Below are 12,929 nucleotides of genomic sequence, written 5' to 3'. Positions count from 1 at the left end.
TTCCCGGCCGGCCCGGCCGGGAACCCCGTGCGGTCAGTCCTGTCCGGCCTCGGCTGCGGCGACCAGTTCGCCGCACCGCTTCACGTCGGCGGCCATCGCCACCAGCAGGTCGTCGATCGTGTCGAACTTCAGCATCCCGCGTACGTACGCCAGGAAGTCCACGGCCACGTGGAGGCCGTACAGGTCGAGGCCGACGCGGTCGATCGCGTACGCCTCCACCGTGCGCTCGGTGCCGTCGAACTGCGGGTTGGTGCCCACCGAGATCGCGGCGGGCATCGCCTCGCCGTCGGCGTGCAGCCAGCCGGCGTAGACGCCGTCGGCGGGGATCGCGGTGTGCGGGAGGGTTTCGACGTTGGCCGTGGGGAAACCCAGCTCGCGGCCGCGCTGCGCGCCCCGGACGACGACGCCCTCGACGCGGTGCGGGCGGCCCAGGATCTCGGCGGCTCCGGCCACGTCCCCCTCGGCCACCAGGCGCCGGGTGAGCGTGGAGGAGAACGGCTCGCCGCCGCCCGCCGCGCCGCTCACCCGCAGGTCGATGACCTCGACGCGGTAGTCGTGCTCGGCGCCCAGCTCGGCCAGCAGCTCGACGTTCCCCGCGGCCTTGTGGCCGAAACGGAAGTTGGGGCCCTCGATGACCAGCTGGGCGTGCAGCTTGTCCACGAGCACCTTGGCGATGAAGTCGGCCGGGGCGAGCCGCGAGAACTCCGTGGTGAACGGCAGGATCAGCATCGCGTCCACGCCCAGCTCCGCCATCAGCTCGGCGCGCCGGTGGTGCGGGGCGAGCAACGGGGGGTGGCTGCCGGGCCGGACGACCTCGCTGGGGTGCGGGTCGAAGGTCACGACGACCGACGGCACGCCCAGCTCACGCGCCCGCTCGACGGCGCGGCCGATGATCAGCTGGTGTCCGCGGTGCACCCCGTCGTACGAGCCGATGGTGACGACGCTGCGCCCCCAGTCCTGGGGGATGTCCTCCAAGCCTCGCCAGCGCTGCACTCTGACCGCTCCTCGCCCGAACCTGTGTACGTGGATATCTCGCTTACGCAGGTCTAAGACTGCCATGCTCACGCCCTGCGGCCTGCATCGGCATGGTCATCGGCGCCCGCAGCGCCTCCACCGTGCGCCGTGCGCTGGGCCCGACGACGGCCGCCCACTCCTGCGGCGCCTCGGCCAGCCACCCCGCGACCAGCGCGCCGAACCCGGGGACGTCACGGACCAGCGCGACGAGCCGCCGGTCGAACAGGGCGGCTCCTTCGGGGGTACGCACGAGGAGCATCCCGGTCCGGTGCACCAGCGCCCGGGTGCGCACCGGCGACCTCCCGGCGCATCCGGCGGCGGCGGCCCGCAGCAGCGCCTCCAGGACCACCGGGTCCGGGGTCCCCCCGCGCTGCTCGGCGTCCAGCAGCACCTCCAGGAGCTCGTCCCGGGTGGGCTGCGAGGCGGGGCTGCCGGGCGAGGCGAGCACCGCGGCCAGCGATCCCCGGACCGGCGCGGCCGCCGGTCGGTCCCGGAGCAGCCCGGTCAGCAGCGGCAGGAGCAGGGCGCGGGCGGCGGGCCCGTGCTCCAGGCGGCGGTCGAGGTAGGCGGCGGTGTGCGCCGTGTCCTCCGGGTGGCCCTCGGCGTAGGCGCGGACGAGTCCGGCGGCGTGCAGCGCGAGTTCCGGGGCGTCGATCCCGGCCAGGGTCCGCAGTACCTCGCCCGCACCCTGGTCCGGCCGCGCGAGCCGGTCGCGGTAGGCGGTCACCACGATGTCCGCGTGCGTGGGCAGGGCGGCGGCGAGCGCGGCGGCGGGCACGCGCACGTCCTGCGGGCCCTCGGCGACGAAGGCCCGGACGGCCTGCGGGAGATACCGGGCCCGGGTCCGGGGGTCCGCGACGAGCAGGGCGAGGACGGGCCCGTGCAGTTCGCTGTCGGCCGGGCGTGCCAGCACCGCCAGCACGCCCCGGCGCACCCGGTCGCGGTCCTCGTCCAGGGTCAGCCGGGGGGCGAGGAGCGTCGCGTACGAGACGGCGGCGACCCGGCGGGCGCGCCGGTCCTCGTCCCCGGCCCACCGCTCGACGGCCCGGCAGAGCGCGGCGGGCTCGTCCTCGGCGAGCGCGACGAGCAGCTCCTCGGCCCGGGGGTGCCCGGCGTCGACGAGGGCGTCGGCCAGGTCATCGACGGCAAGGTCGCGGCGGGCGTACAGCAGGGCCTGCGCGGCGGCGGCGACGGTGGGGTGCACCGAGGAGTCCGGCGCCGCGGCGAGTGCCCGTTCGTCCGTGAACCACGCGCACAGGAGGGGCTGCACCGTGCGCGGACGGTCGGCGAGCCGCCGGGCGACGGTGTCGAGGAACCGCGTGTCGCCGTCCCCCTCTCCCGGCGGCCCGTCCGCCGGGACGAGGCGGCGGAAAAGATCCATCCGGTCCGTCTCGGGCAGCCGCAGCCCTTGCCAGAACCAGGGCCCGAAGTCCGCGTACGCCCCGCGCGCCCCGCCCTCGCCCGCCTCGGCGGAACTCCGCACGACGCGCCCGGCGAGCAGCCGGAGCACGCCGAGGTAGGGGCGGGCGTCGGGCACCCTCAGCAGCGTCTCGGCGAGCAGGCGCGCGGCCCACCAGCGCGGATCGGAGTGGGACCGGTCCCCGCCGCAGGCCGCCGCGGCTCCCTCCGGCAGCCGGTCCAGCGCGTCGATGAGGTCGGCGAGCCGGTGGGCCAGGGCGGCCGTGCCGTGGCGGCGGGCCAGCAGCAGGAGGGCCTGGATGACCGGGCCGATCCGGTGCCGGGGGACGGGCAGGCTGCGCGGTCCGGCGGGCGCCGGGTCCGCTTCGGGTGCGCCCCGGCGGGGACGCGGCACCCGGGCGTCGTCCTCCGCCGGCTCCGCGTGCCACCGGTGCACCAGCGCCCGCAGGGCGGCGTCCAGATCGAGGTGCGTGCTCTGAATCCAGTCCCCCACCTCCTCGTGCGCGAAGCGGTAGCCCGCGCCGGCCGGGACCAGGAGCCCTTCGGTGAGGACCGCCGGGGCCCACCCCGTACGCCAGGGGAACAGTTCCTCGAAGGCGGCCCGGTCCAGCTCGCCCTGCCCCGGGCCGAGGCACCGCCGGGCCGCCTCGTGGACCTGTCCGGCCACCCGGGCCGCCAGGCGCCGCACCGCAGTGGGTCCGGGGCGGCTCCCGGCCGCGATGCGGACGGCGATGCGCAGGCACAGCAGGTCGAGGTGGGCGGCGAAGACCTCCTCCGTGCCGGGGCGCCCGGCCGTGTCCGGCGGCAGGGCCCCGCGCACCTCGGCGAGCAGGCGGAGGGTCAGCGGATGACGGTCGTGGCCGGCGGCGAGGGCGTCGGGCGGGAGGCCGAGCCCTTCCCGGGCGCGTTCGGCCTGGCCGGCGGTGAAGTCGGTGACGCGGACCGCCGGGGGGAGCCGCCGGGCGGGCCTGGCGGGCCGGTGCAGGGCCTCGGGCGGGCAGAGCGCACCGGCCGTCTCCCAGTGCTCGGGGCGGCAGCCGACGACGAGCCGGGCGCCGTTCTCGCGGAGCCAGCCGACCGTGCCGGTGGTCCAGTCGGCGAGCCGGTGCGCGAGGACGGGCGGCATCTCTTCCGGGGCGTCCAACAGGACCAGCAGGGGCACGCCGGCGGCGGCGGCCAGCCGGGCGACCCGCTCGGGCGTGGCGACGGCCATGTCGCCCGGGGCTCCGGCGGCGCCGACGATGCGCCCGGCCTGCTGGAGCGTGCGCGCGACGGCGTCGGCGACGGAGGTGTCCTCCGCGAGGAGGTCGGCCCCGCGCAGCCACAGCGTGGGCGCGGGCACCGGCCCGGTCGCCCGGCGCGCGGCGAGGGCGGCGAGCTCGGTGGTGCGCCCGGTGCCCGGCTCGCCGACGAGGCCGAGGACCACGGCGGGCGCGTCCGGTCCGGCCGCCGCGAACGCCTCGGACTCGGCGCGGACGTCGGGCCGCTCCACCGGCTCGTGCCGCTCGTCCGGGCCGCCCGCCGAGCCGAGGGACATGGCGGTGAGCTGGAGGGCCCCGGCGAGGTTGAGATCGGGGCCGTAGCCGGGGACGGTGGCGGCGTTGCGCCGCAGCAGCTCGCCCAGCGGCCCGTCGGCGGGCGCCCCGGCCAGCGGCGCGGCGCAGCCTGCGGTGGCGTGCGAGGCGCGCAGGGCGAGCCCGATGACGGCGATGACGGCTCCGCTGTCCGGGTCGAGCACGGGTCCGCCGACCGCCGCGCCGCCCAGCCGGAGCGCGTCGCTGCCGTCCGTGCCGAGGGCCAGTTCCAGCGCCCGGTCGATCCGGTGGGTGCGGCCGCGGCTGGTGTACGTGACCGGCGTGCGGCCCAGCACGCGCGCCTCGCGCAGGCCGTGCGCGGCGACCGTCACATACGTACCGGGGTCGATTCGCTCGCGCACGCACATGGGCAGCGGCCGGACGCCGAGGGTGTCGGGGCCCCCGGTGGGCAGGAGGGCGAGGTCCCATTCCGGCACGGCGGTGATGTCGGCGGCCTCGACGTGGTGGCTGCGGCCGTCGGTGCCGTGCAGCACGAGGTGCGGAAGCCCGTCGACGGCCTCGTGGCTGGTGACGACCGTGCCCCGGTCGTCGGCGACGAAGCCGGTCCCCCGCGGCCGGCCGGCCGGATCGCACAGTCGTACCAGCGTCGCCCGGTCCCCGCATCCCATGATCCGACGGTAGGCCGCCGAAGATCCCCGCGCGGACCACTCCGGGCGAAAGCGCCCCCGTCACCCCCCTGATTCACTCCGAGCGCCTGCCCGTTGGGGTGAATCCGGGGCGTTCGCCGGACAGAAATGGGTGGGGGATCGTGGAGCGGGCACAGGGGGCTCCGCCCGCTCCACGATGAGGGTCCGGCGAAGGCGCCGGGGCCCGGTCAGCCGAAGACGGCGAGGCTCTTGGCCTTGCCCTTCTGCTCCTCGACCAGCACCAGGAACCGCCCCTCCGGCCCGAAGACGGCGACCGGCCCCTGCGGGTACGCGGGCATGTCCAGCCGTACGCCGTTCAGCAGCAGCTTCGCCCGCTTCTCGTCCACCTCCCAGCGGGGGAACGCCGACGCGGCGGCCTCGGCCACCGGCATCACGGTCAGCTCCTCCTGGTGCTGGTCCAGCGTGCGCGCGGCGTCCAGCCCGTACGGGCCGACGCGGGTCCGCCGCAGGGCGGTCAGATGGCCGCCCACACCGAGCCCGGCGCCGAGGTCACGGGCGATGGCCCGGATGTACGTCCCCGAGGAGCAGACCACCGAGACGACCAGGTCGAGCACGGGCGTACCGTCCTCGGCGACCGCCTCGCGGACGTCGTAGACGCGGAAGGACGAGACGGTCACCGGCCGGGCCGGGATCTCGAACTCCTCGCCGCCGCGCACCCGCGCGTAGGACCGCTTGCCGTCGATCTTGATGGCGCTGACCTTCGACGGCACCTGCATGATGTCGCCGGTCAGGGCGGCCACCCCGGCGTCGATCGCCTCGCGCGTCACCCCGGAGGCGTCGGCGGACGAGGTGATCTCGCCCTCCGCGTCGTCCGTGACGGTGTTCTGGCCGAGCCGGATCGTGCCCAGGTATTCCTTCTCGGTCAGCGCGAGGTGGCCGAGGAGCTTGGTGGCCTTCTCGACGCCGAGCACGAGCACGCCGGTCGCCATCGGGTCCAGGGTCCCGGCGTGGCCGACGCGGCGGGTGCGGGCGATGCCGCGCATCTTGGCGACGACGTCGTGCGAAGTGAAGCCGGACGGCTTGTCGACGATGACAAGGCCGTCCGGCGTCTTGTTCTGCGTCATTCGGAGGCTGCGTCCTCGTCGGTCTCGTCCTCCGGCTTGCGGTACGGGTCCGCGTCGCCGGCGTACGTGGCGCCCGAGGACGCCTCGCGCACCTTGGCGTCCGAGGCCCGCGCCCGGTCGAGCAGGTCCTCGATGGCCCGGGCGTTCTCCGGGAGGGCGTCGGCCACGAAGGTGAGCGTCGGGGTGAACTTCGTCCCCGCCGCCGAGCCGACCGCCGACCGCAGGATGCCCTTGGCGCTCTGCAGACCGGCCGCCGCGCTGGCCCGCTCCTCGTCGTCGCCGTAGACCGTGTAGAAGACCGTGGCCTCCCGCAGGTCACCGGTGACGCGGACGTCCGTGATCGTCACGTGGGTCCCCAGGCGCGGGTCCTTGATGCCGCGCTGCAGTTTCCCGGCGACCACCTCCTGGATGAGGTCCGCCAGCTTCTTAGCCCGCGCGTTGTCGGCCACTGGTCCGTCTCCTTATGCCTTGCTCAGTCGTCTTCGTCACTGTGCAGCCGCCGTCGTACGGACAGCAGCTCCACTTCCGGCCGGGCGGCGACGAGGCGCTCGCACCGGTCGAGTACGTCTGTGAGGTGCCGGGTCTCCCCGGAGACCACGGCGAGGCCGATCTCGGCCCTGCGGTGGAGGTCCTGGCCGCCCGTCTCCGCCGCGCTCACCGCGTATTTGCGCTGGAGTTCGGCGACGATCGGACGGACCACGGAGCGCTTCTCCTTCAGCGACCGTACGTCGCCGAGAAGCAGGTCGAAGGACAGTGTCCCCACATACATGTATGTCCGGATGTCCCGCCGGTTCGGGTTCGCGCCCCGCCGATGATCGGCGGGGACACAAGAACCGTACACGGAACGGCCGGGGCCGATCGACGGAAATAGGTCCCGTCGACCGGCCCCGACTGTTGAGGTACGGGTCAGCCTCGCGGCTTCTCGCGCATCTCGTACGTCGCGATGACGTCGTCGATCTTGATGTCGTTGAAGTTGCCGAGGTTGATACCGCCCTCGAAGCCTTCGCGGATCTCGGTGACGTCGTCCTTGAAGCGGCGCAGACCGGAGATGGTGAGGTTCTCCGCGACGACCTTGCCGTCGCGCAGCAGGCGCGCCTTGGTGTTGCGCTTGACCTCGCCGGACCGGACGAGCACACCGGCGATGTTGCCCAGCTTGGACGAGCGGAAGATCTCGCGGATCTCCGCCGTACCGAGCTCGACCTCTTCGTACTCCGGCTTGAGCATGCCCTTGAGGGCCGCCTCGATCTCCTCGATCGCCTGGTAGATGACCGAGTAGTAACGGACGTCCACACCCTCGCGGTCGGCCATCTGCTGCGCACGCCCTGCGGCGCGCACGTTGAAGCCGATCACGATGGCGTCGGAGCCGGTCGCCAGGTCGATGTCCGACTCGGTGACCGCACCCACACCGCGGTGCAGGACCCGGATGTCGACCTCTTCACCGACGTCGAGCTGGAGCAGCGAGGACTCGAGGGCCTCCACCGAACCGGACGCGTCGCCCTTGATGATGAGGTTGAGCTCCTGGACCAGACCGGCCTTGAGCGCCTCGTCCAGGTTCTCCAGGGAGAACCGGACACCCTTGCGGGCGAAGTTGGCGTTGCGCTCGCGGGCGGCACGCTTCTCGGCGATCTGGCGGGCCGTACGGTCCTCGTCCACGACGAGGAAGTTGTCGCCGGCGCCCGGGACGTTGGTGAGACCCAGCACGAGGACGGGGGTCGACGGACCCGCTTCCTCGACGTTCTCGCCCTTGTCGTCGAGCATCGCGCGGACACGGCCGTAGGCGTCGCCGACCACCATCGTGTCGCCGACCCGCAGGGTGCCTCGCTGGACCAGGACGGTCGCGACGGCACCGCGGCCGCGGTCGAGGTGGGACTCGATCGCGATGCCCTGCGCGTCCTGCTCCGGGTTGGCCCGCAGGTCGAGCGAGGCGTCGGCGGTGAGGACGACGGCCTCCAGCAGCTGGTCGATGTGCAGACCCTGCTTGGCGGAGATGTCCACGAACATCGTGTCGCCGCCGTACTCCTCGGCCACCAGACCGAACTCGGTGAGCTGGCCGCGCACCTTGGTCGGGTCGGCGCCCTCGACGTCGATCTTGTTGACCGCGACCACGATCGGCACGTCGGCCGCCTTGGCGTGGTTCAGCGCCTCGATCGTCTGGGGCATCACACCGTCGTTCGCCGCCACCACGAGGATCGCGATGTCGGTCGACTTCGCACCACGGGCACGCATGGCGGTGAACGCCTCGTGACCCGGGGTGTCGATGAAGGTGATCCGACGGTCCTCGCCGTTGACGTCGGCGGAGACCTGGTAGGCACCGATGTGCTGGGTGATGCCGCCGGCCTCGCCCGCGATGACGTTCGTCTTGCGGATCGCGTCCAGGAGTCGCGTCTTACCGTGGTCGACGTGACCCATGACGGTCACGACCGGCGGACGCGGCAGCAGGGCCTCGTCGCCGCCCTCGTCCTCGCCGAACTCGATGTCGAAGGACTCGAGCAGCTCGCGGTCCTCCTCCTCCGGGCTGACGATCTCCAGGACGAAGTTCATCTCGTCCGCGAGGAGCTTCAGCGTCTCGTCGGAGACGGACTGCGTGGCGGTGACCATCTCGCCGAGGTTCATCATGACGCCGACCAGCGAAGCCGGGTTGGCGTTGATCTTCTCGGCGAAGTCGGTGAGCGAGGCACCGCGCGACAGCCGGACGGCCTGTCCGTTGCCGCGAGGCAGCATCACGCCGCCGACCGACGGGGCCTGCATGGCCTCGTACTCCTGGCGCCTCTGCCGCTTCGACTTGCGGCCACGACGCGCGGGACCGCCGGGACGGCCGAAGGCGCCCTGCGTGCCACCGCGGCCACCGGGGCCGCCGGGACGGCCACCGAAGCCGGGACGGCCGCCGAAGCCGCCGCCACCGCCGGGACGGCCCGCGCCGCCACCGCCGCCGCCACCGGGACGGCCGGCGAAGCCGCCGCCACCGCCGCCGGGACCGGCCGGACGACCCGCGAAGCCGCCGCCACCGGGACGACCGGCGCCGCCCGGACGACCGCCGCCGCCGGGACCGCGGCCACCGCCGGGGCCACCACCGGGACGCGGGCCGGCAGCGGGACGCTGCGGCATCATGCCCGGGTTGGGTCGGTTACCACCGGGGCCGCCGCCCGGACGGGGCGCCTGCGGCCGGGGCATGCCGCCCGGAGTCGGACGCGGGGCACCGCCGGCCTGGCCCTGCGGGCGCGGGGCGCCACCGGGGCCGCCCTGCGGACGCGGGGCGCCGGGGCGCTCCTGGCCGCCACCGGGACGCGGGGCGCCGCCGGGACGGGGTGCCTGCGGACGGGACATGCCCGTCGAGCCACCGGAGGTGAAGGGGTTGTTGCCCGGACGGGGACCGGCCGGACGGGCGCCGGGGCGCGGGGCGCCCTGGCCGGCGGGACGCGCGGGGCGCTCGCCGCCACGGCCGCCGTCGCGCTGGCCGCCACCCTGCTGACCGGACGGGGCCGGACGCGCGGGACGGGGGCCGGGGGTCGCGCCGGTGGGGCGCGGGGCCTGCGGCGCGGCCGGCTGGGCCGGGGCCGGGGCCGAGAACTCCGCGGCGGGCACCGGCGTGACCGGGGCCTTCGGCGCGGGCTTCGGGCCCGGACGCGGGCCGGGGGCCGGCGCCGAGGGGGTGCTGCCGGGGGCCTCGGCGGCGGCCGGCTTGGGGGCCGGGGCGCCGGGCTTCGGGGCAGCGGGACGTGCCGCGGGGGCCGGAGACGGCGCCGCGGGCTTGGCGGGGGCGGCCTTGCGGGGCGCGCCCGGCTTGGCAGCGGGCTTGCCGGCGTTGCCGCCGGGCCCCTGCAGTGCGTCAGTCAACTTGCGCACGACCGGCGCCTCGATCGTCGAGGACGCCGAACGGACGAATTCACCGAGTTCTTGGAGCTTGGCCATGACGACCTTGCTCTCCACACCGAACTCCTTGGCGAGTTCGTATACCCGGACCTTAGCCACTTCGCTCCTTTTAGGTCCGGGTTACCGCCGGACCGTCGCTACTTCATGGGCGTACTCATCGCGTACTCATCGAGTGCTCATCGCAATCTCGACCTACTTCCAACTCGCGAGGTACCTGACCGCACGGGGACCCGTGCCGTTCATTTCTTACGGTGTCACCCGCTCGACGAACCGCTGTACCGCGGTCGGGTCGAACGGCCCCTTGGCCTTGAAGGCCCGGGGGAATGCCCGGCGGCGAACCGCCAGGTCCAGACAGTCGGGGACGGGATGCACATAGGCACCCCGGCCGGGCAGCGTACCGCGAGGATCGGGGACGCAGGCGTCCCCGTCCGCGACGATGCGCAGCAACTCGTTCTTGGCCGCCCGCTCCCGGCATCCCACACAGGTTCGCTCAGGGCAAGCGCGGGCGTGCGTCCGGCCAGACACGGTTAAGTCTACCTCCCCGCACCGACCTCACCCCTTTGGGGCAAAAATCGAACGGACGTTGTCGTGATCTCAGCGACCGGCCGACGGGATCTATTCCCCGGGCGCCGCTCGGGGTGCGTCAGCGCCGGTCCGAGCGCTCCCGGGCCCGCTCGGCCCGCTCGCGGTCGGCGACGTCGCGCTCGGCGTCGGTCTCGGTGTCCGGGCGGATGTCGATGCGCCAGCCGGTGAGCCGGGCGGCCAGGCGGGCGTTCTGCCCCTCCTTGCCGATCGCCAGCGAGAGCTGGTAGTCCGGCACGGTCACCCGGGCGGAACGGGCGCCGAGGTCAACGACCTCGACCTCGCTCACCCGTGCGGGTGACAGCGCGTTGGCGACCATCTCGGCCGGGTCGTCCGACCAGTCCACGATGTCGATCTTCTCGCCGTGCAGCTCGGCCATCACGTTGCGCACGCGTCCGCCCATCGGGCCGATGCAGGCGCCCTTGGCGTTGAGGCCGGAGCGGGTCGAACGGACCGCGATCTTGGTGCGGTGGCCGGCCTCGCGGGCGATGGCGCAGATCTCGACGGAACCGTCGGCGATCTCCGGGACCTCCAGCGCGAAGAGCTTCTTCACCAGGTTGGGGTGGGTCCGCGACAGCGTGACGGAGGGACCGCGCACGCCCTTGGCGACGCGCACCACGTAGGTGCGCAGCCGCAGGCCGTGGGTGTACTCCTCGCCGGGCACCTGCTCCTGCACCGGCAGGATGGCCTCCAGCTTGCCGATGTCGACCAGGACGTTCTTCGGGTCCTTGCCCTGCTGGACGACGCCGGTGACGACGTCGCCCTCGTGGCCCGCGTACTCGCCGAACGTGCGGTCGTCCTCGGCGTCGCGCAGACGCTGGAGGATGACCTGCTTGGCGGTGGTCGCGGCGATCCGGCCGAAGCCCGACGGGGTGTCGTCGAACTCCTTGGGCTCCTGCCCCTCCTCCAGGTCGGCCGGGTCCTCCTTGGCCCACACCGTCACGTGGCCGCGCTCGTCCAGCTCCACGCGCGCCCTGCGGTGGCTGCCGTCGGTGCGGTGGTACGCGATGAGGAGGGCCGACTCGATCGCCTCGACCAGGACGTCGAACGGGATCTCCTTGTCCTGCGCCAAGCCCTTCAGCAGCTTCACGTCGATGTCCACGGCTACGCCTCCTCTTCCTTCTTGTCCTTGCGGTTGAATTCCAGCTCCACGCGGGCCTTGGCGATCTCGTCGAAGGCGATCCGGCGGGCGGTGGGCTTGCGGCCCTTGACGCCCGGCACCTCCAGGTCGAGACCGTCCTCGTCCACCGCGAGGATGCGGGCCACCAGCTCGCCGCCCTCGCGCAGGGTCAGCCTGGCCAGGCGGCCGGTGTTGCGCACGTAGTGGCGGTGCTCCGAGAGCGGGCGGTCGGCGCCGGGAGAACTGACCTCCAGGACGTATTCGTCCTCGCCCATCACATCGGTCTCGTCCAGCTTCGCGGAGATCGCGCGGCTCAGCTCCGCGCAGGTGTCCAGCTCGACACCCTCATCGGAATCCACGACGATCCGCAGCACTCTGCGGCGGCCTGCCCGGGAGACTTCGATCTCTTCCAGCTCCAGCTGCTCGGCGCTGACGAGCGGTTCGACCAGCCCGCGCAGCCTCTCGCTCTGGGTGGTGCTCATCCGGGTGACTCCTCGGCCGCGTGTGCTGTTGTGGGGATCTCGCGTGTCTGGTCAAAGGGTATCCGGTCGCAAGGGGTGTTGCTGTCAGCCGGGCCCCCGAGCGCGGGTACGCTCACAGGCGGTGATCACTTCCGGACAGATCCAGTCAAGACAGGTCCAGCCCGAAGGAGAGCAAGTGCGGCGTACGGGGACGACGCGCAGGGGCGCGCTCGCGGCGACCGGCGCACTGGCCGCCGGGGCGGTGCTGTCCGGCTGCGGAGGCGACGACGACGGCACGGGCGGGGGCACCAAGAAGTCCGCGCACGGGGCTTCCGCGGTGCGCGCGGAGAAGACGCTGCGCACCAGCGCCACCCGCACCACGGCGACGCTGCTCGCCGGTTACGAGCACGTGCTCCGGGCCCACCCGACGACCGCGACGGCTCTCACTCCCCTGCGCGACGCGGTCCGCGCCCATCTCGAGGCGCTCTCCGCCGAGAAGGCCCCCGCGCTCGGCATGGCCCGCTCGCGCGCCACCACCCCCGCCGCCGCGGTCAAGGAGCTGGCGGCGGCCGAGCGCTCCGCGGCGGACGCCTGCACCGCGCTGCTCCTGGAGGCGCCCGGCGAGCTGGCCCGCCTGCTGGCCTCGGTCGCCGCGGCCTGCGCGGCACACGCCTACCTGCTGACCGAACTGGCCAAGGAGACCCCGGCATGAGCGACGTCAAGCGCGACGGCCCGCTGGAAGCGGCCCAGGCGGCGCTGGCCGCCGAGCACGCCGCCGTCTACGGCTACGGGGTGGCGGGCGGCCGGGTCGCGGCGGAGCGCCGGGCCGAGGCCACCGCCGCGTTCCACGCCCACCGCGCCCGCCGGGACGCCCTGGTGCGCACGGTCCGGGACCTGGGCGGTGAGCCGGTGGCCTCGGACGCCGCGTACGCCCTGCCGTTCGCGGTGCCGGACGCCGCGGCGGCGGTCCGGCTCGCCGCCGTCCTGGAGGACCGCGTCGGGTACGTCTACTCCGACCTGGTCCGCGCCGCCGACGGGTCGCTGCGGCGCAGCGCCGCGGACGCGTTGCGGGAGGCCGCGGTACGCGCGGCGCGCTGGCGGGGCAGCGGCGTACCCTTTCCCGGGCTCGCCGAGCGGGCCGGGACCGGCCACTGACG

At 74.3% G+C, this 12,929-nt stretch carries 11 protein-coding genes; 2 read left to right on the top strand and 9 right to left on the bottom strand.

Annotation, left to right across the window (positions count from 1 at the left end; translation table 11 throughout):
* Nucleotides 1–33 precede the first annotated feature (33 nt).
* The 9 genes from AB0L33_RS27460 to rimP form a co-directional block, all read right to left on the bottom strand.
* Complete coding sequence (locus AB0L33_RS27460; RefSeq protein ID WP_365685683.1) at nt 34–993, bottom strand: bifunctional riboflavin kinase/FAD synthetase; 960 nt, start codon at nt 991–993, stop codon at nt 34–36.
* Between the two features lie 43 nt (nt 994–1,036).
* Nucleotides 1,037–4,636 carry a serine protease gene (locus tag AB0L33_RS27455; protein ID WP_365685681.1) on the bottom strand — a complete coding sequence of 1,200 codons (3,600 nt, stop codon included), beginning with the start codon at nt 4,634–4,636 and terminating at the stop codon, nt 1,037–1,039.
* 206 nt (nt 4,637–4,842) lie between these two features.
* A complete protein-coding gene (gene truB, locus AB0L33_RS27450) occupies nt 4,843–5,739 on the bottom strand; it encodes a tRNA pseudouridine(55) synthase TruB (protein WP_365685679.1) in 897 nt (298 codons plus the stop codon).
* Nucleotides 5,736–6,188: a 30S ribosome-binding factor RbfA gene (gene rbfA / locus AB0L33_RS27445; protein WP_161210327.1), complete on the bottom strand. Its 453-nt coding sequence runs from the start codon at nt 6,186–6,188 to the stop codon at nt 5,736–5,738. The genes truB and rbfA overlap by 4 nt, the downstream gene beginning before the upstream one ends.
* Nucleotides 6,189–6,211: 23 nt before the next feature.
* Complete coding sequence (locus AB0L33_RS27440; RefSeq protein WP_365685677.1) at nt 6,212–6,508, bottom strand: DUF503 domain-containing protein; 297 nt, start codon at nt 6,506–6,508, stop codon at nt 6,212–6,214.
* Nucleotides 6,509–6,645: 137 nt separating this feature from the next.
* Nucleotides 6,646–9,708: a translation initiation factor IF-2 gene (gene infB / locus AB0L33_RS27435; protein WP_365685675.1), complete on the bottom strand. Its 3,063-nt coding sequence runs from the start codon at nt 9,706–9,708 to the stop codon at nt 6,646–6,648.
* Nucleotides 9,709–9,855: 147 nt separating this feature from the next.
* Nucleotides 9,856–10,134, bottom strand: coding sequence for a YlxR family protein (locus tag AB0L33_RS27430; RefSeq protein WP_328902681.1), 279 nt, complete (start codon nt 10,132–10,134; stop codon nt 9,856–9,858).
* Nucleotides 10,135–10,252: 118 nt separating this feature from the next.
* A complete protein-coding gene (nusA, locus tag AB0L33_RS27425) occupies nt 10,253–11,293 on the bottom strand; it encodes a transcription termination factor NusA (RefSeq protein ID WP_018102330.1) in 1,041 nt (346 codons plus the stop codon).
* 2 nt (nt 11,294–11,295) lie between these two features.
* Complete coding sequence (gene rimP / locus AB0L33_RS27420) at nt 11,296–11,793, bottom strand: ribosome maturation factor RimP (RefSeq protein ID WP_073963655.1); 498 nt, start codon at nt 11,791–11,793, stop codon at nt 11,296–11,298.
* A 175-nt stretch (nt 11,794–11,968) separates the two neighbouring features.
* On the opposite strand from rimP, the gene AB0L33_RS27415 reads away from it, so the two are divergent.
* Both AB0L33_RS27415 and AB0L33_RS27410 read left to right on the top strand, forming a co-directional pair.
* Nucleotides 11,969–12,484 carry a hypothetical protein gene (locus tag AB0L33_RS27415; RefSeq protein WP_365685674.1) on the top strand — a complete coding sequence of 172 codons (516 nt, stop codon included), beginning with the start codon at nt 11,969–11,971 and terminating at the stop codon, nt 12,482–12,484.
* Nucleotides 12,481–12,927 (top strand): ferritin-like domain-containing protein, encoded by a 447-nt coding sequence (locus AB0L33_RS27410; protein ID WP_365685673.1) that lies wholly within the window; start codon nt 12,481–12,483, stop codon nt 12,925–12,927. Before AB0L33_RS27415 ends, AB0L33_RS27410 begins: the two co-directional genes overlap by 4 nt.
* The last annotated feature ends 2 nt before the right edge of the window (nt 12,928–12,929 follow it).

Origin of the sequence: Streptomyces sp. NPDC052299, assembly GCF_040679335.1 — a bacterium.
Classification (GTDB): Bacteria; Actinomycetota; Actinomycetes; order Streptomycetales; family Streptomycetaceae; genus Streptomyces.
The sequence above is the reverse complement of the archived record's forward strand: the minus strand, read 5'-3'. Positions and strand labels throughout refer to the sequence as shown.

Excerpts from the sequence above, each read along its gene's own strand:
- AB0L33_RS27455 (WP_365685681.1), bottom strand. The coding sequence starts at position 4,636 with ATGGGATGCGGGGACCGGGCGACGCTGGTACGACTGTGCGATCCGGCC.
- truB (WP_365685679.1), bottom strand. The coding sequence starts at position 5,739 with ATGACGCAGAACAAGACGCCGGACGGCCTTGTCATCGTCGACAAGCCG.
- AB0L33_RS27440 (WP_365685677.1), bottom strand. The coding sequence starts at position 6,508 with ATGTATGTGGGGACACTGTCCTTCGACCTGCTTCTCGGCGACGTACGG.
- rimP (WP_073963655.1), bottom strand. The coding sequence starts at position 11,793 with ATGAGCACCACCCAGAGCGAGAGGCTGCGCGGGCTGGTCGAACCGCTC.
- AB0L33_RS27410 (WP_365685673.1), top strand. The coding sequence starts at position 12,481 with ATGAGCGACGTCAAGCGCGACGGCCCGCTGGAAGCGGCCCAGGCGGCG.